Source organism: Actinomadura fulvescens (assembly GCF_039533225.1).
Taxonomy (GTDB): domain Bacteria; phylum Actinomycetota; class Actinomycetes; order Streptosporangiales; family Streptosporangiaceae; genus Spirillospora; species Spirillospora fulvescens.
Genome location: NZ_BAAATD010000010.1, coordinates 258233 through 282946, shown reverse-complemented (window position 1 = coordinate 282946; position 24714 = coordinate 258233). Strand labels below are relative to the sequence as shown.

Genomic DNA, 24714 nt, shown 5'->3' with positions numbered 1-24714 from the left:
GAGCCGTGGTCAATTGATTACAATGAGCTAGCAAAGCAGGAGGAGGGGTCCCGTGGGCGAGGCCGCGTCAGACCTGACTCTGGCCAACTCCAGCGACGCGGTGCTCCTCGCACGCATCCGTGACGGTCACGTCGCGGCCTACGGCACCTTGTACGAACGTCATTTGGGCGCGGCACGCAGGCTGGCCCGCGACCTCATCGACGGTGACCGCGCCGAGGACGCCGTCCAGGACACGTTCGTCAAGATCCTGGACGTGGTGCGCCGCGGCGGCGGTCCCCATTCGGCCTTCCGCCCCTACCTCCTCACCGCCGTCCGCCGCACGGTCTACGACCGGCATCGCAGCGAGAAGCGCCTGCAGCCCACCGACCAGATCGAGTTGTACGACCCGGGCATGCCGTTCACCGATCCCGCCGTGGAGGGCCTCGAACGGTCGATGATCGTCGGCGCGTACCAGTCGCTCCCCGAACGCTGGCAGGCCGTCCTGTGGCACACCGAGATCGAGGGCGCCAAGCCCGCCGACATCGCGCCACTCCTCGGCCTGACGGCGAACGGGGTCGCGGCGCTCGCCTACCGTGCCCGCGAAGGGCTACGCCAGGCCTACCTGCAGATGCACCTGGCAGACCTGACAAGGACCGGCCTCAGCACCGGCCTGGCAGCACTCGATACGGAGGCAAGCACACAAGCCGGCGCGGTAGGCGGCTTGCCGGGCGGTGTGGAGGTCGCGACAGAGCGGTGTAGGCCCGTGCTCGAAAAGCTCGGTTCGTTCGTACGCGGCGGGCTCGCCAGACGTGACGCGCGTACCGTCGAACGGCACCTCGACGAGTGTGACCGCTGCAAGGCCATCTACCTCGAACTCGCCGACGTCAACACAGCCCTGCGCGAGGCTCTCGGGCCGTTCGTCCTGGGCGCCGCGGCCACCGCCTATCTTGCGGCGGCGGCCAAGGGCGGGATCGCGGCCGGTGGCGTCTTCGGCTGGTTCCGCCAGCTTCCCAGAGGGCAGCAGCAGGCGCTGGCAGGCGGTATGGCCACCGTGGTCGTCGCCGTCGCGGCCGGTCTCGTTCTAGCCTCGGACGAGCGACCTGACCGACCGATGCGCACACCGTCACCGGCGGCCCAGCCTCCGGCCGCCGAGCCGCCCAGGCCAAGGGCCTCCGCTCCGGCACCCGAGCGACCTCCACCACCGCTCACCTCACGTTCTCCCACGCTGAGGCCTCCGTCGCCCGCTCCACAGCCGCCGCCTCCGGTCCGGCACGCCGAGCTCACGACCCGTATAGGAACGATCGGCGCGCTCTTGCGCGAGCAGCCCGGCATAGTCGCGATGTCGGTCAGCAACACTGGCGACGCCGCGTCCCGCGACGTCATCGCCGATGTGGACCTGCCTCCCGGCGTGACGTACGCCGGAGGTGCCACCGGCCGCAACTCGGTCGCCTTCAAGCCGCGCCAGGAGCCTGGCGACGGCTGGAGCTGCCGCCCCCTCTCCTCCCCGGTCACCCGTACAAAGGACTCGGCGGCCGGCGCAGGCGTCGAACCCGACACAGGCATGGACGCGAGCACGGGCAACGAACACGACGAAGACACGCTCGTAGCTCCGGCGGACAAGGCGGACAAGGCGGACAAGAGCGTTGAGGTCGCGCCGCAGGATGACGATCGCAGTCGGGTGCGATGCACGCATGCGCCCGTGCCGGCGGGTGCCGCCACATCGGCCTACCTTCATGTCGATGTAGGCGAGAACGCTCCGTTCAACGCACCTCCGCAGGTCACGTTGCGGGCAGGTGACGTGCGCGCCGGAGCACGGGCGGCGGACGGGGTGAGGGTGTCCGGCATGCCCGCGAGGTTCGCGGCAGACGGCAAGCTGCGGATCGTTCAGGCCGGCAACGCCTTGCTCAGCTGCGACGCGAGTGAGGAGCCAGGCTGCGCCAAGGCGCTGCGCAGGCAGGGAGAACGCCGCGACAACGACCTGTGGGACATGGCGCCTCTCGACCTCGACCGCGTAGGTGCCACCGAGTCGTCGAGTGCGGCACAGGTGGAAGTGCCCGGCGGCGCCAGAGTGCTGTGGGCCGGACTGTACTGGTCGGGTGTGGGCGGCGCGGGTCCGGCCAAGCTCCGGCCGCCGGGCGGTACGTACGAGCGCGTACGACCCGCGCAGGTCGACCGTCGACAGATGCCGGACTTCGGCGTCTACCAGGCGTTCGCCGATGTGACCGAGCTCGTGCGGCGGCACGGCGGCGGGCAGTGGTGGGGTGCCGACGTCCCCACCGAGACGGGCACGTCGCACTACGCGGGCTGGGCACTGGTGGTCGTCATGGACGACCCGAAGGCGCCCTACCGGCAGGCGATGGTGCTCGACGGCGCGCGCTCGCTAGGCCCGCATGCCGCGCACCGCGTGAACGTGCCGGTGAACGGGCTGCTCGCCACGGCGGAGCCGGCCCGGATCGGCGTGGTGGCGTGGGAGGGCGACGCCGGGCTCACGGGTGACCGGCTGCTGCTGGGAGGCCGGCCGCTGACTCCGGCGGCGGGAGACCGGTCGGCCGACAACGTGGCCGATGGCTCGGCGAACGGTGCCATCGGCGCGGAGCTCACCTTCGGGATAGATGTCGATTACTTCTCGACGCGGCTCGACGGCCGCGGAACCCTCCGGCTGACCACGCGGCAGGACGCGTATCTGGCGGGTGTCATCACGGTCACCGCCCCCATGCGCAGTTGAAGTGCCGGTCGCGGATGGTTGTGCGGCTCTCCACGACTGAACCGGGTTACCGATTCTTCTCGTAAAGATCATGAGGAAGCATTATGGACAGACCGGAACGGCTGGTAGCGTCCGCGCTGTCGTGTGCCGACCTCCGGTGCGGGCGGGCACCGAACCGAACACGACATCGGAGCGCCGTTCCAAGGGGTTACACGCGGCTTACTCTCGTGAAAGAGTGGCGAATCGCCGTATTGGCCTACGGGACTAACGGGCTTCACTACGCTATGGAGCCCGGGGTCAGTCGCCGGCCCACGTCCCCGAGAGCATGAAGGGCAGGCCACCCAGAAGATGGTCCCCCTCACCACCCTGATCGTGGAGTGGGTACCCGGAGAGGTCCCGTGTTGAGGAAAGGCGGTGTCGCATGGATCGCTGCGCGCTGTTCGTAGACGCCGGCTACCTGCTGGCGGACGGCGCCATGGCGGTGCACGGCACTCGCCATCGAGAGACCGTCTCGTGGGATTTCGGTGGCCTGCTCCAGTTGCTGAGCAACCTCGCGCGCGAGCGCACCGGACTGCCGCTGCTGCGCTGCTACTGGTACGAGGCGACCGTCGAGGGACGCCGGTCTCCCGAGCACGAGGCCCTCGCCGACCTGCCCGGGCTCAAGCTGCGGCTCGGCCGCATCCGGCCCGGCCGCCGCGAGGGCGTCGACACCGAGATCCACCGTGATCTGATGGCGCTGGCCCGCAACGGCGCGCTGGCCGACGCGGTCGTGGTGAGCGGTGACGAAGACCTCGCCCAGGTCGTCGCGGACGCCCAGGACCTCGGAGTACGGGTGACGGTCGTGCACGTCGCCGTCGACGGCAACTGGACGATCTCCCGCGTGCTGCGGCAGGAGTGCGACGACCTGATCGAGATCGGCACCGGCCATCTTCGTCCGTTCGTCAACCTGCTCTCCGGCCTCGACAGCGGCTCGTACTCGACGAGCCCGCTGTCCAACGGGCACGGCACCCACACCGGCGGAACGCTCGGGACCCTGGCGGCCGGCCAGCACAACGGCCCGCCGCCCTCGTCGCCGATCACCGGCCGGCCACAGCTCTCGCCGGGCTCGTCCGCCGGAGGCCAGCCGACCGGCGCGCGTTCGTCCGGCGCGCAGTCGACCGGATCAGCGTCGACGTCCGGTCTCACCGGCGGCAACCTGAGTTCGGGAGGGCTGGGCTCAAGCGGCCTGGGCTCAAGCGGCCTAGGGTCCGGCATGCCGTCCGGCCTAGGCAACAGCACCGGAACGGGCGCGAACGTGCCGTCGCAGTCGCAGTCGCAGTCGCCACCGAGCTCGCTGCACGCCGCGCCGACTCCGGCGCCCACGCAGTCGCCCAACACGGGTCCCATCCCGAGCACGCAGTACGGGTCGCCGTCCTCCACACCGCCCAGCCAGCCGCACGGCCCCTACACCGGGCCCCAGCAGATCGCGCCGCTGCCCGTCCAGCAGCAGGCCGCGCCGTCGCTGTCGGACGCGGTCAAGGCGGCCCACCAGGAGGGGCAGGACTTCGGCGAGTCCGTCGCCCGCGACGCTCCCGCGCTCTGGCTGGAAGCCGTCCTGGCCCGCAAGCCGCGCATGCCCTCCGACCTGGAGGCACGCCTGCTTCAGGGCTCCTCACTGCCGATCGATTTTCTGCTGCACGACGAGGTCCGGCATGCCCTGCGCCGCGGGTTCTGGGACGCCCTCGAACGGTCGCGCCGGTAGCTCGTACGCGTAGGTAATTCACGATCATCCTTGATTCGCCCGCTTCGGCCGCCGGGCGGCGGGTAGCGTTGAAGCGTGACGCATGTGACGGAAGACGATCTCGACGATCTGGAGTTCGACACCCTGCGCACGGGCGATCACATCTCGGCCGCCCGGCGGCTCTCCGAGCTCGCCGAGTCGGTGTCCGGAGGGGTGTCACGTGCCAATGTGCTGCTGCGTGCCGGTGAGCAGTGGCAGCATGCAGGCGATCATGATCGGGCCGCCGCGCTGTACCGCCAGGCCATCGAGGACGGCGGCGAGACCTACGGTGATCCCCGCGCGTACCTCGCCGACGCCCTCTTCGAGCTGGGCAAGGCCGACGAGGCCCGCCGGCTGGTCGAGGAGATCCGCGCCGACGCGCCCCGCGACCCGGAGGTCTACCGGGCCGTGGCGGAGGTGCTCTACGCCCAGGGTGACGCCAGCGGAGCCCACGACTGGGCCACCACGGGCGCCGACGTGGTGCTGGCCCTCCGCGACCGCGCCGTCGGCACCGGCATCGTCGCCGGAGAGGCCCCGGAGGACGCGGGCTCCTTCACCCCCGGCCCCGACGACGTGGCCCTGGCCGAAGACAGCCTGGAGGCCCTCCTGAGACTCCGCTACCGCGCCCGCGTAGACCTGGGCCGCGCGGAGGACGACTACGACGCCCTCCTGGACGACCTTCTCAAGAACGCCTAAAGGGTGGCGATCAGTTCGCTGAGGGACTGGGCCACGGCTGTGGGTGGGCGGTGTTCGACGACGGGCCAGCCTCGCAGCCTCGCCTCGCGCAAGAACTGGTCGCGTTCGTCGGGCTGAGCGATGCTGCCGTCCTGCCTGGTCAGGTGCGTGTGCAGGTAGCCGCACGGTGCGTCGGGCCAGTCTGCAGGGATCGGAGCGGGCGGATCGGCGTCCGTATGGTCGTGCAGGCGTTGCGGCCGTGGCAGCTCGGCGTCGACGAAGACATAGCCGCCGACCTTGCGGTGAGCGGCGCGCTGGGCCAGCGCCAGCGCGGGCAGTAGAGGCCCTGCCGCGCCGTACGCGACGAGCACCAGCGGCGAGGACGGGGCCGTCGCGGCGATGATCAGGGATGCCCGTGCCACGTACCGCGTGCCCCCGTCGGCGACGTCCGGCGTGACCACGTCCAGCCCGTACGAGCGCAGCATCTCCGGGAGGTCGCCCCAGGCCGCCGCCGAGGCATGGGGCTCGTGCAGCAGGACGAGCGTGCCGGGCGTCACGTCAGTGCCTCCTGCTTGTCGGATCCGCCCCGTTACCGTACCCGGGACGGCGAGCGAGGGGATGCCGTACGCGGGGCAGTCATCGCGGATGAATAGGGTTCTCGATGTGAGCGATCGTGATGACCTGCTGAGAGAGATCCAAGAGAAGGCCGTCGTCCACGGCGACTTCGTGCTGTCGTCGGGGAGGCGGGCGTCCTGGTACGTCGACCTGCGCCGGGTGACCCTGGACGGTGCGGTGGCGCCGCTGGTCGGGCGGGTGATGCTGGACGAGACCGCCGACCTGGACTACGACGCCGTCGGCGGGCTCACGCTCGGCGCCGACCCGGTGGCGACCGCGATGCTGCACGCGGCCGCCGTGCGCGGCCGCAAGCTGGACGCGTTCGTGGTCCGCAAGGCCGACAAGCAGCACGGACTGCAACGCCGGATCGAGGGCCCGGATGTGGCGGGGCGCCGCGTTCTCGCCGTCGAGGACACCTCGACCACCGGCGGCTCGGTGCTCACCGCCGTGGAGGCGCTGCGCGCCGCCGGCGCGGAGGTCGTCGCCGTGGCCACCATCCTGGAACGGGGCGCCGCCGAACGCATCGCCGCCGAGGGCCTGGAGTACCGGCACCCGTACAGCGTCCCCGACCTCGGTCTCGACTGAGAAACGTCCGCGTCAGCGATCCGGCACACTCCACTCGCCGCGCTGCCCGACCTTTCCGCGCGGCTGCAACTGGCCGTAGATCGTGACCTCGACCGACCCGGCGTCGGCGGCGACCACGCTCAGCGGCGCCTGCTCGTACTGCCGTGCCTCGCCGGTCTCCAGCCTGCCGTTGTGCAGCACCTCACCCGTCCCGGCGACCGTGACCGTCACGGTCGTCGGTGACCCGACCACGCGGATCACCAGAGGGGTGGACGCGGTCGCGGCCGGAGACTTCGGAGACCGGCTCGGCGGCGCGGCGCCGGACCGGGTGCCGCCGGTGCTCTCGCTGGCGGTCTCGGTCGGGCCCGGCTGCTTGGAGTCGGAAGTCAGCGCGTTGACCAACGCAATGCCGCCCACGATGAGTAGCGCTAAGGCGAGCACCACGGCAATGGCCGCGATCAATATGCGCGCGAGACCCCTAGGGTCCGACCGATGACGTCCCACATGGGGAGGTTAGCGATAACTGTCACCGCTGAGCGACGGTCGTGACTCTTCAGAGTCATTCTTATTCGGACCGTTGCCTTGACCGCTCCTGCTCTTCAGGACCTCCCGGACGATTGGGATGACCGACAGGACGAGGATCACGGCCACCCCGGGGAGGATGTAACGCTCGATGTCGGGGACCTTGGCGCCGAGGAAGTGCCCCAGCAGGAACAGCGAATCGGTCCAGATCACCGCGCCGATGACGTTCCAGACGAAGAACTTGCGGCGGTCCATGCCGAGCATCCCGGCGAGCGGGTTGAGGAACGTCCGCACGATCGGGATGAAGCGGGCCAGGACGACCGCCTTGGCCGGACCGAAGCGGTTGAAGTAGTACTCCGCCTTCTCCACCCACTCCTGGCGGAAAATTCGGGAGTCGGGGCGGTCGAAGAGCTTGCGGCCGTACCGTTCGCCGAGCCAGTGGCCCAGCTGGGCGCCGGCGATCGCGGCGATCGGACCGCCGATCAGCAGCCAGGGCAGCGACAGCGGCTGGAAATGCTGACCGTTGACCGTGCTGACCGCGGTGAGGATCCCCGCCGTGAACAGCAGTGAGTCACCGGGCAGGATGCATCCGAACAGCAGTCCGGTCTCCGCGAAGATGATCGCGATGACGCCGATCGTCGCGAAGGTGCCGAACAACTGCAGCCAAGCGGTCGGGTGCAGCCACTCGGTGACATTGAGAGAAATGAGCGTGAGATCCACACCGTGAGCGTACCTGTCCGGGCGTCTCGTTTCCCTGAGAAGTGACTCCTCGGCCGCTCCTCCCGGCACTTTGGTCACTCTGGGGCGAACCGGCACCAAGCGATCAGCCGCGCCGGACGCGTGGGGGCCCCGGCTGGCCCGCCGGGGAAAATTCGAGATACTGGCCTGGGCGACATCCCATTCCCGGCCCTTGTACTCCTCGGAGTCCTGACCTGGCCCGCGAGCGGCAGGCATCCGGGAGCACACCGCCCGGCCCGGATGCCCGGCGGCACCACGCGTACGAAAGGACGTTGATCAAATGCCCATCGCGACCCCTGAGGTCTACGCGGAGATGCTCGACCGTGCCAAGCAGGACGGTTTCGCCTACCCCGCCATCAACGTGACGTCGAGCCAGACGCTGAACGCGGCGCTGCGCGGCTTCGCCGAGGCGGAGAGCGACGGGATCATCCAGGTGTCCACCGGCGGCGCCGAGTACCTGTCCGGCGCGCCCGTCAAGGACATGGTGGTGGGATCGGTCGCCCTGGCCGAGTTCGCCCACGTCGTGGCCGAGCACTACCCCGTCAACATCGCGCTGCACACCGACCACTGCCCGAAGGACAAGCTGGACGGCTTCATGCGGCCGCTCGTCAAGATCTCGCAGGAGCGCGTCTCCCGCGGCGAGCAGCCGCTGTTCCAGTCGCACATGTGGGACGGCTCGGCCGTCCCGCTGGAGGAGAACCTCCAGATCGCCGCGGAACTGATCGAGGAGTGCGCCAAGGCCCGCGTGATCATGGAGATGGAGATCGGCGTCGTCGGCGGCGAGGAGGACGGCGTCGCCAACGAGATCAACGAGAAGCTCTACACCACCACGGGCGACGCACTGGCCACCGTCGAGGCCGTCGGCCTGGGCGAGAAGGGCCGCTACATCCTGGCGGCGACCTTCGGCAACGTGCACGGCGTCTACAAGCCGGGCGCCGTCAAGCTGCGGCCCGAGGTGCTCAAGGAGCTCCAGGACGCGGTCGGCGCCAAGTACAACAAGTCGAAGCCGTTCGACCTGGTCTTCCACGGCGGCTCCGGCTCCACGCTGGAGGAGATCCGCGAGGCGGTCTCGTACGGCGTCATCAAGATGAACATCGACACCGACACCCAGTACGCCTTCACCCGCCCGATCGCCGCGCACATGTTCACCAACTACGAGGGCGTCCTCAAGGTGGACGGCGAGGTCGGCAACAAGAAGAAGTACGACCCGCGCTCCTACGGCAAGGCCGCCGAGGAGGCCATGGCCGCCCGCATCGTCACCGCCTGCGACAACCTGCTCTCCGCCGGCAAGAAGCTGAAGTAACCCCACCGGAAGCGCACGCGCGGCCGCCACCACCCACGTGGCGGCCGCGCCGCTCCCACCCAACGCGAGGACAAACCCCAGCCCATTTCAAGACAGGCCCGGCAGAGCAGGCCCGGCAGAGCAGGCCCGGCAGGCCAGGCCCGGCAGAGCAGGCCCGGCAGAGCAGGCCCGGCAGAGCAGGCCCGGCAGAGCAGGCCCGGCAGAGCAGGCCCGGCAGAGCAGGCCCGGCAGAGCAGGCCCGGCAGAGCAGGCCCGGCAGAGCAGGCCCCGCCCGCCCCGGGGGCTGACCCTCTTTTATTGTCGAACGCCCTGGTGGCGGGTTTGAAGTGGAATAGCGTTCTGTGGATATCCGGGCCGCTGGGTGTCCCGGTGAGCGCGGCAGTCGCTGGTTAGGCGGAGGCTTGGGTTTGCGCGGCGGCGCCGGGGCCTGGGCGGGGGTCCACGTCCTTGGGGCCGAGTTGGGCGCCGCAGGAGTCGCAGGTGAGATGGTCGGTGAGGGCGCCGTCGCAACCGCGGTGGCCGATCACCAGGGGCGGGCCGTCGGGCGCGTAGTGCCGGTCGCCCCAGAGCATCAGGGTCATCATGGCCGGCCAGAGTTCGACGCCCTTGCGGGTGAGGCGGTATTCGTACCGTTCGGGGCGTTCCTGGTAGCGAACGCGGCGCATCAGGCCCTCTTCGCACAGCCGGGTGAGCCGGTCGGTCAGGACGTTGCGGGCGATGCCCAGGCCGTCCTGGTAGTCGTCGAAGCGGCGGACGCCCTCGAAGGCGCTGCGGATCACCAGCATCGTCCAGCGATCGCCGATCACCTCCAGGGCCCGGGCGATCGAACAGTTCTGGGATTCGTACGTGCGGGGCAACACGCCTCCGACCTTACCTGAGTTGTGTCACACAACGAACCTCCTCCAAGTCACGGCTTGGAGAGCCCCCAGTCCGGCCTAGAGGGTTGCTTCACGCAACGGTCTACGGTCCAATAGTTTCATGAAGCTACTCGATGTGAGCAACGGCGCTTGCGTTGACGCGACGGTTCACGACGTGCGCATCCGCCCGTACGGGATCGGCGACGAGGAAGCCCTGCGCAAGATGTCGGACCGCCTGTCCCGGGAAAGTCTCTACACGCGGTTCTTCACGGGAACGCCCGCGCTCCCCGAGGCGTACGTACGGGCGCTGCACCAGCTCGACCACTGGGACCACGAGGCGATGGTGGCGCTGCTGGACGGCCGGATGCTCGGGATCGCCGAGTACGTACGCGACCGCAAGGAACCCTGGCGAGCCGAGATCGCCGTCCTCATCACCGACCCCTGGCAGCGCCACGGCCTGGCCAGCCGGATGGTCCGCTACCTGTCCCAGCTGGCCGAACGGCGCGGCATCAGCGAGTTCGACGCCGACGTCACGCTGGCGAACCGCACGGCCATGTCCGCCATCCGCACCGGCTGGCCCGCGGTCAGGCCCTCCAGCGACGGCGGATCCGCCCACTACAGGCTTCCGCTCCCGCTGACTTCAGCGAACGGGTTGCGGGTCCCGGGTTGATGAGCACCGGGGCCGGACATTTACGATGACCGGCATGACCCAGAACCTGCTCGGCGGCCCACCTCCGACCGAACTCCCGGACAACCCCGAGGCCCGCGAGGCCTTGGAGAAGGGCGTCGACCCGTTCGAGGTGGCCGCCCGCCATCCGGACTACCCGGGAGTGTGGGCCGAGCTGGCCGACCGCGCGTTCGCCCGGGGCGGCGTCATCGACTCGTACGCCTTCGCGCGCACGGGTTACCACCGCGGGCTCGACATGCTGCGGCGGGCGGGCTGGAAGGGGCAGGGCCCCATCCCCTGGGAGCACGAGGCCAACCGGGGCTTCCTGCGTGCCCTGCACGCCCTGGGACGCGCCGCAGCCGCCATCGGCGAGGACGCTGAGGCCGAACGCTGCAAGACCTTCCTACGCGACAGCAGCCCTACCGCCGCGGAGGCCCTCAGCAACTAACCCGCCACGTTTGAGCGACCAACCGCCACCCCGGCGGCTGGCCCGCCTGGACAACCGCCCGCAGCGCCGAACGGCCGATCCGGCATGGCCGCGACCTGATCTGAGCGGCTGACCGCCAGGGCAGGGCGGCATGACCTGCCTGCGCGGCCGTAAGGAACGAGCGGTGTGGTCTAGCTGGGCGTCGGACCGCCCAGGCGGTTGGTCCGGCATGGCCGCTGGGATGGCGAGGTGCGGTTTCTTCAGTCCCCGGCTGCGGGTACGATTTGATCGCAAGAGGCCCCTTCGCGCTTGCGATCAGGGGCCTTCGTCGTGGGAAGGAAGAGTGGCATGCCGGCCATCGTTCTTGTCGGAGCCCAATGGGGAGATGAAGGCAAGGGCAAGGCGACCGACCTGCTCGGCGGCGATGTCGACTATGTCGTTCGCTATCAGGGGGGCAACAACGCCGGCCACACCGTGGTCATCGGCGACAAGAGCTACGCGCTGCACCTGCTGCCGTCCGGTGTGCTCTCGGCCGACGTCGTCCCGGTGATCGGCAACGGGGTCGTCATCGACCCGGCCGTGCTGCTGCAGGAGATCGACGGGCTCAAGGAGCGCGGCATCTCGTGCGAGCGGCTGCTGATCTCGGCGAACGCGCACCTGATCATGCCCCACCACCGGGCCCTCGACAAGGTCACCGAGCGTTACCTCGGCAAGGCGCGCATCGGCACGACCGGCCGCGGCATCGGCCCGGCGTACGCCGACAAGATCAACCGGATGGGGATCCGGGTCCAGGACCTGTTCGATCCCAACATCCTCACCCAGAAGCTCGACCTATCGCTGCGCGAGAAGAACCAGGTCCTCACCAAGGTCTACAACCGGCGCCGGATCGAGACCGGGCCGATCGTGCAGGAATACCTGGAGTACGGCGAGCGCCTCAAGCCGTACGTGGCCGACACGACGCTCGTGCTCAACGAGGCCCTGGACGACGACAAGGTCGTGCTGCTGGAGGGCGCGCAGGGTACGCTCCTCGACATCGACCACGGCACGTACCCGTTCGTGACGTCGTCGAGCCCGACGGCGGGCGGCGCGTGCGTCGGTTCCGGCGTGGGGCCGACGAAGATCACCCGCGTGATCGGAATCCTCAAGGCCTACACCACCCGGGTCGGCTCTGGGCCGTTCCCCACCGAGCTGCTCGACGAGTGGGGCGAGTTCCTGCGCAAGACCGGCGGCGAGTACGGCGTGACCACCGGCCGTGACCGCCGCTGCGGCTGGTTCGACGCGGTGATCGCCCGCTATGCCACCCGGGTCAACGGGATCACCGACTACTTCCTCACCAAGCTCGACGTTCTGTCCGGGCTGGAGCGGGTACCGGTCTGCGTCGCGTACGAGATCGACGGGGTGCGGCACGACGAGATGCCCGCCTCCCAGACCGAGTTCCACCACGCCAAGCCGATTTTGGAGTACCTGGACGGCTGGCAGGAGGACATCACCGGTGCCAAGACCTTCGACGACCTTCCCAAGAACGCCCAGGCCTACGTCCGCGCCCTGGAGGAGATGTCCGGGTCGCAGATCTCGGCGATCGGCGTCGGGCCGGGCCGCGACCAGACGTTGCAGCTGCGTCCGCTCGTCTGACGCACGCCAATCGTTCAACCGGTTCTCACCGATCGGCCATCGGGCCATTGGTGACTCCCTGTAGCCTCCCAGGCGTGATGACCAACGGGGGGTCCGTCGAGCTGCACGGTCACCGTGGAGCCCGCGGGTTGCGGCCGGAGAACACCCTGCCCGGGTTCCTGCACGCGCTGGAGCTCGGCGTCGACGTGGTCGAACTCGACGTGGGCCTGACGGCGGACGGCGTCGTCGTGCTCAACCACGACCAGGTGCTGTCTCCGATCAATCTCGCCGACACGGGCCCCGCCCGGTCCGGTGACGGCATGTATCCCTACGTGGGCAAGGCGATCCGGGATCTGACCCTGGATCAGGTCAAGACCCTCGACGCCGGCGTGCGGCGGCCCACGACCGACGACGACCCGTTCGTCCTCACCCAGCTTCCGCTGGACCGGACGCCGTTGCCGACGCTGGCCGAGGTGTGCGCGCTGATGTCATGCGCGCCCGGCGTCGGGCTCGCGGTCGAGCTCAAGACCGACCCGGGCTGGCCCGAGCCGGACGTGGCGTTCTTCACCGCGGCGGTGGCGGAGGTGCTCGGCGCGTTCGACCTGATCGGCCGCAGCCGGCTGCTCGCGTTCGACTGGCGGGTGCTCGTCGAGGCGCGGCGGTACGCGCCGGACGCGGCCCGGGTGGCCCTGATCGAGGCCAAGACGCTCGGCCTCGGCACACGCTGGCTCGCGGGACAGCACCCGGACGACCCGGCGCGGGCCGCCCTGGACATCGGCGCGACCGTCCTCTCGCCCGAACACCACCTCACCACGCCCGAACTGGTCATCGCCGCCCACTCGCTGGCCTTGCCGGTCGTGGTGTGGACGGTGAACGAACCCGCCGACATGTCGCGCTTCGTCACCTACGGCGTGGACGCGATCGTGACCGACTATCCCGACCGCCTGCGGGCCGTGCTCCAGGGACACGGGCTCCCGTTGCCGCATCCCCTCACCGCACCCATCCTCCGCTAGGGCGTGTTTCATAAGTCGCGTCCGTAGCGAGCGGCGTCCAGGTGCGTGCATCGCAAGGCGGAGGAGGGAGTCAGCCCGGGTTTGGCTGTCGACCGCTTGTCCGGGGTCCCCGCCGAAACGCGGAGCTCTGCGGAGCGTTTCGGTGGGGTGGGGCGACAACGCGGCGAGGCGCGTGCCTGGGCGTTGCGCAGTAGGACAGGGGCTTATGAAACGCGCGCTAGGCGCGCACCGCCAGGTCTAGAGCCAGCCGTTGCGGCGGAAGCCGCGGTAGAGCGACAGACAGGCGGTCGCGATGACGCCCAGGATCAGCGGGTAGCCGAACCTCCACTGCGTCTCGGGCATGAAGTCGAAGTTCATGCCGTAGATCCCGGCGATCGCCGTGGGCACCATGAAGATCGCGCCCCAGGCGGAGATCTTGCGCATGTCCTGGTTGTCGGCCACCGTCACCTGGGTCATGTGGGCCTGCAGGATCGGGTTGAGGAGCTCGTCGTAGGACTCGACCTGGTCGCGGACGCGGGTCAGGTGGTCCTCGACGTCCCGCAGGTACTCCTTGATCTCGTTCGGCACGAACCGGCGGTTGCTGAGGTTGCGCAGCGGCCCGGACAGCGGCCCGACCGCCCGCTTGAGCTGGATCACCTCGCGCTTGAGCCGGTAGATCCGCCGCGACTCGTCGGTGCGCTCGGGGGAGAACACCGCCTCCTCGACCTCGTCGATGTCCTCCTGGACGGCGTCCGCGACGTTCACGTAGCCGTCGACAACGCGGTCGGCGACGGCGTGCAGCACCGCGCTCGGACCCAGGCTGAGCCGCGCCGGGTCCTTTTCGAGGTCGTTGCGGACGCAGCCGAGCTCGCAGTGCGTGCCGTGCCGCACCGTGACCACGAAGTCCGGACCACAGAAGATCATCACTTCGCCGGTCTCGACGACCTCGGCGCCGTCGGGTCCGCGCCGCACGTAGCCGACGGTCTTCATGACGAAGAAGTTGACGTCGTCGTAGCGCTCCAGCTTGGGGCGCTGATGGGCGTTGATGGCGTCCTCGACGGCGAGCTCGTGGAGCCCGAAGACCTCCGCCAGCTCGGCGAGCTCGGTCTCGGACGGCTCGTGCAGGCCGACCCACACGAAGCCCGCGCTCTCCTCCGCGCCGATGCCTGCGCCCGCGCTCAGGCCACGTCGGGCCGCCAGCTCAGTCGCGCCCACGCCACGCCGGGCCGCCAACTCAGCCGCGCCCGCCCCACGTCGGGCCGCCAACTCGGCCGCGCCCGCCCCACGTCGGCTCGCCTGCTCGGCCGTGATGGCTCCTGAGCCCAGGCGGACCGGGTCGTCGGCGTGCTTGAGCCTGCCGTCGCGGATCATGCGTACGGCGTCCTCGATGGTGTCGGTCGACACACGATGACCGTCGATGTAGGCGGCCCAGTCGATGACCGCCGAATCGCGCTGGGCGACGGCCGTGGTCATGGAGGTGGGGCGCCCGCGCGTCTTGAACAGTGACTTGGTCGCCCGGCCAGGGCGGACTCGGGTCATGGCCATGAGGTGCTCCTATGCCTCCGGCACACGCGCGCAGTGCGCGCTCGACCCGCGCTGTCAGCGGGGGGAACGCGCGAAGGCAGCGGCCGGACGCCGAGTAGAGGCGGTCGGTTGAACAGTCCGGCTCGGACTGTGAGGGGGCTCCGCAGAACTGCAAGGATCACCAGGACTCATCCCGACCACCTCCCTTCGTACCTAGGCGACAGGCTTCACGAGCCTACCAGTCGACATATTTGACGTTGTGGACATCGTTCAAGTTCGCGATCCTGCGGGGTGGCACCGATCACACCGCCGTTCCCCGGAAAACGTGCCCGGTCCGCCGTGCCGGCGTCCGGCCGACTAGGCTCCTGCTACGTGCGAGTACTCGTCCTTGGATCCGGCGGCCGTGAGCATGCGATCGCCCGTGCCCTGCATCGCGACCCGTCCGTCACCGCGCTCCACTGCGCGCCCGGGAACCCCGGCACGGCAGAGATCGCGGACAACCACGCGCTCGATCCGACCGATCCGACGGCGGTCGTGGAGCTCGCCGGGCGGCTGCGCGCCGGGCTCGTGGTGATCGGCCCGGAGGCGCCCTTGGTGGCCGGGGTCGCAGACGCGCTCCGCACGGCCGGAATCCCCTGTTTCGGTCCCGACAGGGAAGCGGCCCGGATCGAGGGCTCCAAGGCGTTCGCCAAGGAGGTCATGGCCGCGGCGGGCGTGCCGACCGCCGCCGCGCGGGTCTGTGAGAGCACCGACCAGGCCGCCGCCGCGCTCGACGAGTTCGGCCCGCCGTACGTGGTGAAGGACGACGGTCTCGCCGCGGGCAAGGGCGTCGTCGTGACCGAGGACCGTACGGCGGCGCTCGACCACGCCGCCGCGTGCGAACGGGTCGTGATCGAGGACTACCTGGACGGCCCCGAGGTCTCGCTGTTCGCGCTCTGTGACGGGCAGGACGCGGTGCCGCTGATGCCCGCCCAGGACTTCAAGCGCGCCTACGACGACGACGCCGGACCCAACACCGGGGGCATGGGCGCCTATACCCCGCTGCCCTGGATCCCCGAGGGCCTGGTGGACGAGGTGATGGCCAAGGTCGTCCAGCCGACGGTCGACGAGCTGCGCCGCCGTGAGACGCCGTACGTGGGCGTGCTCTACGCGGGGCTCGCGCTGACGTCCAAGGGCGTGCGGGTGGTCGAGTTCAACGCGCGTTTCGGCGACCCGGAGACCCAGGTCGTCCTCGACCGCCTGGCGACCCCGCTCGGTGGCCTGCTCCAGGCGTGCGCCCTCGGCGGCCTCGCCCGGGGCACCCGCCTGTCCTGGCACGCCGGTGCCGCCGTGACGGTCGTGATCGCCGCCGAGAACTACCCGGCCGCGCCGGTCAAGGGCGATGTGATCATGGGTCTCGACGAGGCCGCGAAGGTGCCCGGCGCGTACGTTCTGCACGCGGGTACCCGCCGCGAGGCGGACCGCCTGGTGGCCTCCGGCGGTCGTGTGCTGAACGTGGTGGGCACAGGCTCCGATCTCGCCGAGGCACGCGCCGCCGCCTACGAGGCCGCCGAGAAGATCGAGCTCCGAGGCTCGCATCACCGCAGCGATATCGCCCTCCGAGCCGCCCAGCGCTAGAGGACTCACCGCCGCGCCACAGTTCCGACCGTTCCGCTGCCCCACGTCTCCGTCCCTGCTGATAGTCGGGATGAACACTCACGGCGACGGGGGCGGCGATGGTGCGGAAGCGGCGGCTCGTTCGGCGAACACTGCGAGCGCCGGGGAGGTGGGCCTACCGCCGGTTCGGAGCCTCCGGCGCTTGGCGGACGTACGTGGAGTCACGCGCGATCCAGGTGCTCACGGACGCCAAGCGCGCGGGCATCCAGTCCGGGCCGCTGACCTTCAGCCACGCCGGCCGTGCCCGTCCGTCCCGTAACGCACCGACCAGCACCCCGGCATCAGGCACGCCGTCGGCCGCAACGACGAGGCGTCCGACCACGAACGCGACGCGGCGTCCGGCGACAGACGCGGACGCGACGCGGCGTCCACCGACGGCCAAGACCACGGACGCCGCTACAAGCGCGATGCGAAGCGAGGGAGCGGGCGCGGCGACAGGCGGAGTGCTGAGCACGGGGCCGGACGTGGCGGGCGGTGCGGGAATGGGCACGGCCACACGTGCGGCGTCGGCTGCGACCACGCCACAGGCCGCAGCCGCGGATACCAGCTCACGTGCGGCGACAGACGCGCGGGGGCGTGCGGCGACGGTCGCGGTCACAGACGCGACGCAGGGCGCGGCTACGGCCGGGAACGCGATGGAGGGCACGTCTGCAAGGGTGGAGCCTGACGCGACGGGCGCGGAATCGGCATCGGAAGGGAGTCGGCGGTGGGGGGCTGAGGAGATCGCGGTTAGTTATGACGCGATCTTGCGGCAAGTCGTCCTGGCTCGGTACTACGCGGCCAGCCGGAGGCGGTGGCGTGACTGGTTGTCTGGGCGCGCGGTCGACGGGGCCTGGTTCAACATCAATGCCGGGGCGGCGCAGTTGCTGGCAGTCCAGACGTCGGAGCAGGTCTGCGGGCGTGTGCCGGAGGTGCTGGCGCTCGTACGGGCCTACCTTCCGCCTGAGGACCCTCGCCGGATCGCAGTGGAACGGCGGTTCGGCACCGCGCACGATCTGCGGTCATCGGACTTGGCCGAGAGCGACAGGCACCTGCTGATGGTGGCGCTGCACGGCGCCTACTTCCAGGAGGCCGTGGAGAACGGCAGGGTACGGCGCTTCCGTAATGTTCTGCTGGGAACGTTCCTCGTCCTCGTCATGCTCGTCGGCGGAGTCGTGGCGGCGGGCATGTACTGGCCTCAGGTCGTGCCGCTGTGCTTTCCGTCGGGAGAGGGCCTCATGTGCCCGACCGGGCCACATCGTTCGGCCACCGGCGGGGACGTGCCTCTGGTGGCCCTGCTCGGCCTTGTAGGCGCGGCGTTCTCCGCTGTACGTACGCTGCGCGTTCCCTTGGAGCTGCCTACGCGATACTCCCTCACGGTCCCGCTCGTCCTGCTCAAGGTGTCCATGGGAGCGGCCACCGCGATCTTCGGGCTCGTCGCGCTCGGACTGTCGGCGCTCTCCGAGGTCAATTCGCAGGCCGCGCTGCTCTTCGGGGCGGTGCTTCTCGGGTACGGGCAGCAGCTTCTGACGGGCCCGCTGGACCGTCGCGTCGGCGGTCTGCTGCGGTCGGCCTCGCCGGAGACGGCGGCGAACGCGCCTGATCAGCGGCCCATGATCACTTGATCACGCCCAGCGGGCGCTCGGCCGCCGCCGAGCTGATCCTCGTGGTCACGGCCGCGCTGCTGCTCGAATATCGCGCCCGTACGGCCACGGCGACCGCGCCGAGCCGCCCCGGGGGTGGGAGCACCCCCGGCCACCTGGGACAATCGGAGGTGTGATTGAGCGGTACACCCTTCCGGAGATGGGACGCGTCTGGAGTGACGCGCACAAGTACGAGCTTTGGTGCCAGGTCGAGACCCTGGTGGTCGAGGCCCACGCCGAGGCCGGCACGATCCCGGCGGAGGTGGTGGAGCCGGTCCGCAAGGCCCCGCCGCCCACCCCGGAGGCGGTGCACGAGATCGAGGCGGTCACCCAGCACGACGTGATCGCCTTCCTCTCGGCCTGGGCGGACAACACCGAGCCCCGCGAGGCCGCGCGGTACGTGCACTTCGGCATGACCTCGTCCGACCTGCTCGACACCGCGCTGGCGCTGCAGCTGGTCGAGGCGACCGACATCCTCCTCGCCAAGGCCGACACGCTGGTCGCCACGCTGCGCGACCACGCGCTGGAGCACCGCGCGACCCTGCGCGTCGGCCGTACGCACGGCATCCACGGCGAGCCCGACGTCTGGGGCCACCGGGTGGCCGACTTCGCGTTCGCGATGGCGCGCTCCCGCGACCGGCTCAGGAGGACCCGCGAGGCGGTCGGCGTGATGGCGATCTCCGGCGCCGTCGGCACGTACTCCAACATCGACCCCGAGGTCGAACGGCACGTCGCGCGCAAGCTCGGGCTCAGGTCGGCCGACGTGTCGACCCAGGTGGTCATCCGCGACGGCATCAGCGAGTGGGTGTCCAGCCTGGCGATCATGGCGACGGTCCTGGAGGCCATCGCGCTGGAGGTCCGGCACGGCCAGCGCACCGAGGTGCGCGAGCTCTGGGAGCCCTTCGGCAAGGGCCAGAAGGGTTCGTCGGCGATGCCGCACAAGAAGAACCCGATCATCTCCGAGCGGCTCGCCGGGATGGCACGCATCGTCCGCGCCCAGATCGTCCCGGTCATGGAGGGCATCCCGCTCTGGCACGAGCGCGACATCTCGCACTCGTCCACCGAACGGATCGCGTTGCCGGACGCCTCGATCGCGCTCGACTACATGCTCAACCTCACCAACCGGCTGATGTCCGGCCTGGTCGTGGACACCGCCCGGATGCAGGCCAACCTCGACTCGACCGGCGGCCTGATCTACACCTCGACCGTGCTGCTGGAGCTGGTCGAGGCCGGGATGTCGCGCGACGACGAGGCGTACCCGCTGGTGCAGAAGGCCGCGATGGACACCTGGCAGACCGGTGTGCCGTTCCGCGAGACGCTCCGCAGGCACGCGGCCGAGGCGGGGCTGACGCTGGACGAGGCGAGGCTCGACGCCGTGTGCCGGCCGGAGCGCTTCGTCGAACGGCTCGGCTCGATGTTCGACCACCTCTCGGCGCTCGCCTGAGTCACGACCCGACAGGAGATCTTTTTGGGCGCGGTACTCACCGAGCTGAGCGTCTATCCCCTCAAGAGCGGCGGCGGCACGTCCCTCGACACCGCCGAGCTGACGTCCAAGGGGCTGCTGTACGACCGCGAATTCATGCTGACGACGCCGGACGGCCGTTTCCTGTCGCAGCGTGATCTCGCTCGGATGGCGCTGCTGCGTCCGTCGTACGACGGCGAGGAACTGGCGGTCGAGGTGGCCGAGATCGCCGTCACACCGCTTTTCCACAAGCCTGTGAACGACGGGCCGCTGATGGACGTGGTGGTGCACCGGCAGGAGTGCCAGGGCATCGACCAGGGCGACGAGGCGGCGGACTGGTTCGGCGCGCTGCTCGACACCGAGGTGCGTCTCGTCCGCTTCACCGGCCATCGGGCGACGAGCCGGGGCGGCGGCGAGGTCGCCTTCGCGGACGGCTATCCCCTGCTGCTGATCTCGGCCGAGTCGCTGGCCGACCTGAACGAGCGGCTGGACGTCCCGCTGCCGATGAACCGCTTCCGGCCCAACCTCGTCGTTTCGGGGCTCGGCGCGTTCGGCGAGGACGGCGTCCGGCGCCTGCGGATCGGCGAGACGGAGATCGAGCTGGTCAAGGCCTGCGCGCGGTGCGTGATCACCACGACCGACCAGGAGAGCGGCGAACGGGGCCGCGAGCCGCTGCGGACGCTGGCGAGGTACCGCACCATCGACCGCGGCATCCGGTTCGGGATGAACGGCGTGCCCCGCGGCACCGGCAGGCTCTCCGTGGGAGACCCTGTGGAAATCCTCGAAAGGGCCCGCTGATGGACCAGCTCAAGCACCTGCACAGCGGCAAGGTCAGGGATCTGTACGAGCTGCCCGGCGGCGAGCTGCTGATGGTCGCGCGCGACACGATCTCCGCGTACGACCACGTGCTCGACTCCCCGATCCCCGACAAGGGCAAGATCCTCACCCAGCTGTCGTTGTGGTGGTTCGAGCAGCTCTCCGACCTGCTGCCCAATCATGTGATCTCCACGGACCTGCCCTCCGGGGCGTCGGCCGACTGGGCGGGGCGGCTCATGGTCGTGGAACGCCTCGACATGGTCAAGGTCGAGTGCGTGGCCCGCGGCTACCTGACCGGCGGCGGCCTGAAGGAGTACCGCGAGCACGGCGCGGTGTCCGGCGTCCCGCTGCCCGCCGGCCTGCTGGACGCCTCCGCGCTGCCCGAGCCGATCTTCACGCCGACCACCAAGGCCGACGTCGGCGAGCACGACGAGCCCATGACGTACGCCGAGGTCGAAGCGCAGGAAGGCCCCGACGAGGCCGCGCGGCTCCGCGACCTCACGCTCGCGGTCTACGGACGGGGCGCCGGGCTGGCCCGCGACCGGGGGATCATCGTGGCCGACACCAAGATCGAGCTAGGCCGCCGGGCCGATGGCACGCTGGTGCTCGCCGACGAGGTGCTCACGCCGGACTCGTCCCGCTTCTGGCCCGCCGACCAGTGGGAGCCCGGTCGCGCGCAACCCTCGTACGACAAGCAGTTCGTCCGCGACTGGCTCGTCTCGCCGGAGTCCGGCTGGGACCGTTCCTCAGGCGAGGCGCCTCCGCCCCTGCCAGAGGAGATCGTCGACCGCACCCGCGCCAAGTACGTAGAAGCCTACGAACGCCTGACCGGCCGCACCTTCACCTGACCCGAACTGAGTTTGGCGCGGAGCCGAGTCCCGCGTGCAGCGGTCGGCGGCCGTATGTGCGGCCGAGCAGGGCGCGTTCAGCGCCGCACGCGGCCAAGCATGGCGCGTTCAGCGCCGCACATGCGGCCGAGCATGGGGCGGTCAGCCGATTACTTCTCCGGTCTCGTTGCCGTGCTGGTCGCGCATCGCGGTGGGTACGACCTCCACCAGCAGGCCGGGCAGGGCGGTGACCGGTGTGGTGCCGGCTTCCGGGCGCAGTGCGGCGGTGAGGTCTTCCAGGGCCGGGAGCGGTACGTCGATGTGGAGGACGTTCGGCTCGGCCTCGGTCACGGAGAACATGTCGCCCGGCGTGAACAGCAACGTCGCGTCGTCGGACTTGAGGACCAGCTCGTTGCCGTACGGCAGCCTTCCCCGCAGAGCCTCGGCGATCGCTGGTGCCTGCAACGCCCCTACGCGGAGGGTGGTCGTGCCGGGGCCGATGTCCCACTGCGCCGTCGTCACGTACAGCATGCCGACGCTCGAACCGTCGCGTTCGATCCCCTCGGCCACGGTCGCGGCCAGCTCAGGGTCGGCGAGCAGGGAGCCGCGCTCGATGTCGGTAACGTAGAGCGGCATCCGAGGCGCGAGCACTTGCAGGAACGACTCGGTCCGCCATTGCCGGGCGGCCTCGTACTCGTCGATGGCGAGCCCGACGACCTGCAGGAACTGCACGCTTCCGTGCGGCGTCGCGATCTGGCCCAGCTCGGGATCGAGAACGAACGCGAGGGCGCGGATCGCCGAGTCGTCGCGGTCGGCCGCGATCGGGCCGTTGACGTTCATGTGGTGGCCGGACTCGAACCAGTTGCCGCTGTTGAAGACGTAGCGACCGAGGTTCTGCAGGAGGCTCGCGGCCCACACCGGCGGCGTGGTCTCGTCCGGCCGTCTGGCCAGCCGGAACGTGAACTCGAACCCCCAGCCCGACTCGTCGGGGTTCTCGGAATGCTTCTCGTAAAGCTCGGTCATGCCGTACGAGACGAAGTGCCAGTGCGGAACGGGCTCGGCACGCGCATAGACGCTGATGCCGTCGAGCGGGTCCGGCCCGCCGAGCATCCATTTGTGCAGCGTGCCCCAGTGATGCGGCTCGGTGTCACCGTAGATGCGGGCCAGTGCCTCGTCGATCGCCGCCCAGCCGGGCGCCTCGTCCTCGTCGATCTCCATGGACGATCACCCTAGAGCCACCCGTAGCGGCATAAGTCGTCAATGAGTTGCGGACTCCGCCTTGTGCCGTGGCGATGGGGTCTAGCCTGGTGACGGGCTTGCGTTCGGACACACCGGGCCGCGAGTGGACGAGCGGTGCGGCGCGGCTCACACTCTAGGCGCGGCAAAACGTGAACTTTCATGTCTTTGCCGCTGTCCAAGTGAACGTGGTGGGAAGAGGGGCTATACCACCGCTACGTGCCGTGCACGTCGGCCACCTCACCCTCGGCGCGGTGGTTTACTGGGGGCGTTTGATATGGAGGGACACCGTTCGGCGTGCTCAGCCCTTGTCATCCCGCTGTTCCGGAAGTGAACAGCCGGGTCGGCAGTCCCATTTGAACCGGTAGCACACTTTCCGCAGTTAAGGAGTTAGGCGGCATGAGCATGGGCCAAGACGTTCGTTACCGCGTACACGGAGGCCGTCCTCTGCAGGGCACGGTCTTCATCCAGGGCGCGAAGAACGCGGTCCTGCCAATGATCGGCGCATCACTGATGGCGGCCAAGGGCCGGACGGTCCTGCGCAACGTTCCGATCATCGAGGACGTCCGCCGCGCGGTCGAGCTGGCGCGGGCCATCGGGGCCAAGGCGGAGCTGCACGAGGCGGAGCGCACTCTTGTGATCGACGCGTCGACGCTCAGCAGCCCGGTGCTGCCGGCCGACATCGCCTCCCGCTTCCGCGGCTCGTTCCTGTTCGTGCCGGCGCTGCTGCACCGGCTGGGCGAGGCCGTGATCGAGGGCGTGGGCGGGTGCAACCTGGGTAGCCGCAACCTCGACTTCCACTACAACGGCTTCAAGCGGATGGGCGCCACCGTCACCGAGCAGATCGCCGACAACGGCGACGGCATCATCCACATCAAGGCGGGTGACCTGCGCGGCGGCACGCTCTACTGCGACACCCCCTCGCACACCGGCACCGAAAACCTGATCATGGCTGCCGCGCTCGCCCAGGGCACCACGTTGATCAAGAACGCGGCGCTGGAGCCCGAGGTGCTCGACAACATCGAGATCCTGCAGCGCATGGGCGCGCGGATCAGCGGCGGCGGCACCGGCTTCATCACCGTGGAGGGCGTCGACGAGCTCAACGGGATCGAGCACACCGTGATGCCCGACCGGATCGACGCGGGCGTGTTCGTCATGGCCGCCGCGATCACCGGCGGCGAGCTCAGCCTGGTCGGCGCCTCCCTGGAGCATCTCGGCGTCGCGGCCGACAAGCTGGAGCAGATGGGCGTGGAGTTCCACCAGCAGGGCGCGGTCCTGCAGGTGCGGCGCGAACGTCCGCTGCGGCCGATCAACGTCATCACCGACGAGTACCCCGGCTTCGCCACCGACCTGCAATCGCCGATCATGGCGCTGTCGTGCTTCGCCGACGGCCCGTCCTACATCTACGAGCGCATCTTCGACGGCCGTTTCAAGCTGGCCGAGGAGCTCACCAAGATGGGCGCCGACATCGAGGTCAACGGCAACCGCGCCAAGGTGAACGGGCCCAACGTGCTGCGCGGCGCCGAGGTGGAGGCGCACGACCTGCGCTGCGGCAGCGCCCTGGTGCTGGCGGGTCTGGCCGCCGAGGGGCTGACCACCATCACCTCGGCCTACTACCTCGACCGCGGTCACGCCCACACGGCGGAGCGGCTCTCGCAACTCGGCGCGGACATCGTTCGCGAAGCCGACTAAACGGATGACCCGACCGACCGGCTGACGGATCTGACCGTAAGCGGTCAATCTTCATTCGGACACCAAGTCCAAATCAGGGGCAAACGTCCAACCCTTAGCCGATACGGTCAGCTGCCGTGCAGAGGCTAACGGGTCGGTCGATTTTCGGGCCGTGCGTAAACCAAACGGACGTCGCAGGGGTCTCCTCAGTGCGCATCAGCGCCAGGAGGAGGCCCCTGCGGTGTTTTCGGGTCTTGTTTTTTATCTTCGGACGTCCGAAGATGCAGAATCAAGACTGACCGAATGGTGACAAATTACTGACCAAGGGGTCGCGTAGGTTACTTTTTCGCCGCACTCTTGATTCGATTTCGCGTCTGGGCGTCACACATCGTCGCCCTGACCCGATCTGCCCACTAGGAGGACGCCGAGCGGAGCTCGTCCAACGAAAGGCTGGTTGGGCATGGGCTACGGGAAGGCGAATCGCACG

General features: G+C 69.7%; 22 protein-coding genes. 16 read left to right on the top strand and 6 right to left on the bottom strand.

All coding sequences use genetic code 11. The annotated features are described in order from the left end of the window. Nucleotides 1–52 precede the first annotated feature (52 nt). The 3 genes from ABD333_RS33155 (at nucleotide 53) to ABD333_RS33145 (ending at nucleotide 5138) form a co-directional block, all read left to right on the top strand. Nucleotides 53–2704 carry a sigma-70 family RNA polymerase sigma factor gene (locus ABD333_RS33155; RefSeq protein WP_344546487.1) on the top strand — a complete coding sequence of 884 codons (2652 nt, stop codon included), beginning with the start codon at nucleotides 53–55 and terminating at the stop codon, nucleotides 2702–2704. A gap of 400 nt (nucleotides 2705–3104) precedes the next feature. Beyond that, the gene (locus tag ABD333_RS33150) at nucleotides 3105–4424 is read left to right on the top strand and encodes an NYN domain-containing protein (RefSeq protein ID WP_344546486.1); all 1320 of its coding nucleotides are present in this window, start codon (nucleotides 3105–3107) and stop codon (nucleotides 4422–4424) included. Between the two features lie 75 nt (nucleotides 4425–4499). Then, nucleotides 4500–5138, top strand: a complete 639-nt coding sequence (locus ABD333_RS33145) for a tetratricopeptide repeat protein (protein ID WP_344546485.1) — start codon at nucleotides 4500–4502, stop codon at nucleotides 5136–5138. Here ABD333_RS33145 and ABD333_RS33140 read toward each other — a convergent pair. After that, nucleotides 5135–5674 (bottom strand): hypothetical protein, encoded by a 540-nt coding sequence (locus ABD333_RS33140; RefSeq protein WP_410558159.1) that lies wholly within the window; start codon nucleotides 5672–5674, stop codon nucleotides 5135–5137. The genes ABD333_RS33145 and ABD333_RS33140 overlap by 4 nt on opposite strands. 106 nt (nucleotides 5675–5780) lie before the next feature. Between ABD333_RS33140 and pyrE the strand changes: the two genes are divergently transcribed. Beyond that, nucleotides 5781–6317: an orotate phosphoribosyltransferase gene (gene pyrE / locus ABD333_RS33135; protein ID WP_344546484.1), complete on the top strand. Its 537-nt coding sequence runs from the start codon at nucleotides 5781–5783 to the stop codon at nucleotides 6315–6317. Between the two features lie 12 nt (nucleotides 6318–6329). On the opposite strand, the gene ABD333_RS33130 is transcribed toward pyrE, so the two are convergent. Beyond that, complete coding sequence (locus tag ABD333_RS33130) at nucleotides 6330–6713, bottom strand: hypothetical protein (protein ID WP_344546483.1); 384 nt, start codon at nucleotides 6711–6713, stop codon at nucleotides 6330–6332. Between the two features lie 96 nt (nucleotides 6714–6809). Further along, nucleotides 6810–7538, bottom strand: a complete 729-nt coding sequence (locus tag ABD333_RS33125) for a DedA family protein (RefSeq protein ID WP_344546482.1) — start codon at nucleotides 7536–7538, stop codon at nucleotides 6810–6812. A 298-nt stretch (nucleotides 7539–7836) separates the two neighbouring features. Here ABD333_RS33125 and fbaA point away from each other — a divergent pair, with 298 nt between their 5' ends. Continuing rightward, nucleotides 7837–8859 carry a class II fructose-bisphosphate aldolase gene (gene fbaA / locus ABD333_RS33120; RefSeq protein ID WP_344546481.1) on the top strand — a complete coding sequence of 341 codons (1023 nt, stop codon included), beginning with the start codon at nucleotides 7837–7839 and terminating at the stop codon, nucleotides 8857–8859. Between the two features lie 389 nt (nucleotides 8860–9248). On the opposite strand, the gene ABD333_RS33115 is transcribed toward fbaA, so the two are convergent. Then, nucleotides 9249–9719 (bottom strand): winged helix-turn-helix transcriptional regulator, encoded by a 471-nt coding sequence (locus tag ABD333_RS33115; RefSeq protein ID WP_344546480.1) that lies wholly within the window; start codon nucleotides 9717–9719, stop codon nucleotides 9249–9251. A 118-nt stretch (nucleotides 9720–9837) separates the two neighbouring features. On the opposite strand from ABD333_RS33115, the gene ABD333_RS33110 reads away from it, so the two are divergent. The 4 genes from ABD333_RS33110 to ABD333_RS33095 all read left to right on the top strand — a co-directional run bounded on the left by ABD333_RS33110 (nucleotide 9838) and on the right by ABD333_RS33095 (nucleotide 13434). Next, nucleotides 9838–10386: a GNAT family N-acetyltransferase gene (locus tag ABD333_RS33110; RefSeq protein ID WP_344546479.1), complete on the top strand. Its 549-nt coding sequence runs from the start codon at nucleotides 9838–9840 to the stop codon at nucleotides 10384–10386. 25 nt (nucleotides 10387–10411) lie between these two features. Continuing rightward, nucleotides 10412–10831 carry a DUF3151 domain-containing protein gene (locus ABD333_RS33105; RefSeq protein WP_344546478.1) on the top strand — a complete coding sequence of 140 codons (420 nt, stop codon included), beginning with the start codon at nucleotides 10412–10414 and terminating at the stop codon, nucleotides 10829–10831. A 327-nt stretch (nucleotides 10832–11158) separates the two neighbouring features. Beyond that, nucleotides 11159–12442 (top strand): adenylosuccinate synthase, encoded by a 1284-nt coding sequence (locus ABD333_RS33100; RefSeq protein ID WP_344546477.1) that lies wholly within the window; start codon nucleotides 11159–11161, stop codon nucleotides 12440–12442. A gap of 77 nt (nucleotides 12443–12519) precedes the next feature. After that, the gene (locus tag ABD333_RS33095) at nucleotides 12520–13434 is read left to right on the top strand and encodes a glycerophosphodiester phosphodiesterase family protein (RefSeq protein WP_344546605.1); all 915 of its coding nucleotides are present in this window, start codon (nucleotides 12520–12522) and stop codon (nucleotides 13432–13434) included. Nucleotides 13435–13671: 237 nt separating this feature from the next. On the opposite strand, the gene ABD333_RS33090 is transcribed toward ABD333_RS33095, so the two are convergent. Further along, complete coding sequence (locus ABD333_RS33090; RefSeq protein ID WP_344546476.1) at nucleotides 13672–14958, bottom strand: magnesium and cobalt transport protein CorA; 1287 nt, start codon at nucleotides 14956–14958, stop codon at nucleotides 13672–13674. Between the two features lie 351 nt (nucleotides 14959–15309). On the opposite strand from ABD333_RS33090, the gene purD reads away from it, so the two are divergent. From purD to ABD333_RS33060, 6 genes are all read left to right on the top strand, one after another. Then, on the top strand, nucleotides 15310–16554 hold the full coding sequence (gene purD, locus ABD333_RS33085) for a phosphoribosylamine--glycine ligase (RefSeq protein ID WP_344546475.1): 1245 nt from the start codon (nucleotides 15310–15312) through the stop codon (nucleotides 16552–16554). Nucleotides 16555–17339: 785 nt separating this feature from the next. After that, nucleotides 17340–18197: a hypothetical protein gene (locus tag ABD333_RS33080; RefSeq protein WP_344546474.1), complete on the top strand. Its 858-nt coding sequence runs from the start codon at nucleotides 17340–17342 to the stop codon at nucleotides 18195–18197. Next, nucleotides 18194–18352, top strand: a complete 159-nt coding sequence (locus ABD333_RS33075) for a hypothetical protein (protein ID WP_344546473.1) — start codon at nucleotides 18194–18196, stop codon at nucleotides 18350–18352. Before ABD333_RS33080 ends, ABD333_RS33075 begins: the two co-directional genes overlap by 4 nt. Then, nucleotides 18349–19659, top strand: a complete 1311-nt coding sequence (purB, locus tag ABD333_RS33070) for an adenylosuccinate lyase (RefSeq protein WP_344546472.1) — start codon at nucleotides 18349–18351, stop codon at nucleotides 19657–19659. Before ABD333_RS33075 ends, purB begins: the two co-directional genes overlap by 4 nt. A gap of 24 nt (nucleotides 19660–19683) precedes the next feature. Beyond that, nucleotides 19684–20475, top strand: coding sequence for an MOSC domain-containing protein (locus ABD333_RS33065; protein WP_344546471.1), 792 nt, complete (start codon nucleotides 19684–19686; stop codon nucleotides 20473–20475). Further along, nucleotides 20475–21341 (top strand): phosphoribosylaminoimidazolesuccinocarboxamide synthase, encoded by an 867-nt coding sequence (locus tag ABD333_RS33060; protein ID WP_344546470.1) that lies wholly within the window; start codon nucleotides 20475–20477, stop codon nucleotides 21339–21341. The genes ABD333_RS33065 and ABD333_RS33060 overlap by 1 nt, the downstream gene beginning before the upstream one ends. A gap of 141 nt (nucleotides 21342–21482) precedes the next feature. On the opposite strand, the gene ABD333_RS33055 is transcribed toward ABD333_RS33060, so the two are convergent. Continuing rightward, the gene (locus tag ABD333_RS33055) at nucleotides 21483–22538 is read right to left on the bottom strand and encodes a suppressor of fused domain protein (protein WP_344546469.1); all 1056 of its coding nucleotides are present in this window, start codon (nucleotides 22536–22538) and stop codon (nucleotides 21483–21485) included. Between the two features lie 423 nt (nucleotides 22539–22961). Between ABD333_RS33055 and murA the strand changes: the two genes are divergently transcribed. Beyond that, on the top strand, nucleotides 22962–24248 hold the full coding sequence (murA, locus tag ABD333_RS33050) for a UDP-N-acetylglucosamine 1-carboxyvinyltransferase (RefSeq protein ID WP_344546604.1): 1287 nt from the start codon (nucleotides 22962–22964) through the stop codon (nucleotides 24246–24248). The last annotated feature ends 466 nt before the right edge of the window (nucleotides 24249–24714 follow it).

Coding starts and splice junctions, on each gene's coding strand:
- ABD333_RS33150 (WP_344546486.1), top strand. CDS start 3,105: ATGGATCGCTGCGCGCTGTTCGTAGACGCCGGCTACCTGCTGGCGGAC.
- fbaA (WP_344546481.1), top strand. CDS start 7,837: ATGCCCATCGCGACCCCTGAGGTCTACGCGGAGATGCTCGACCGTGCC.
- ABD333_RS33110 (WP_344546479.1), top strand. CDS start 9,838: ATGAAGCTACTCGATGTGAGCAACGGCGCTTGCGTTGACGCGACGGTT.
- ABD333_RS33105 (WP_344546478.1), top strand. CDS start 10,412: ATGACCGGCATGACCCAGAACCTGCTCGGCGGCCCACCTCCGACCGAA.
- ABD333_RS33100 (WP_344546477.1), top strand. CDS start 11,159: ATGCCGGCCATCGTTCTTGTCGGAGCCCAATGGGGAGATGAAGGCAAG.
- ABD333_RS33095 (WP_344546605.1), top strand. CDS start 12,520: ATGACCAACGGGGGGTCCGTCGAGCTGCACGGTCACCGTGGAGCCCGC.
- ABD333_RS33090 (WP_344546476.1), bottom strand. CDS start 14,958: ATGGCCATGACCCGAGTCCGCCCTGGCCGGGCGACCAAGTCACTGTTC.
- ABD333_RS33060 (WP_344546470.1), top strand. CDS start 20,475: ATGGACCAGCTCAAGCACCTGCACAGCGGCAAGGTCAGGGATCTGTAC.
- ABD333_RS33055 (WP_344546469.1), bottom strand. CDS start 22,538: ATGGAGATCGACGAGGACGAGGCGCCCGGCTGGGCGGCGATCGACGAG.
- murA (WP_344546604.1), top strand. CDS start 22,962: ATGGGCCAAGACGTTCGTTACCGCGTACACGGAGGCCGTCCTCTGCAG.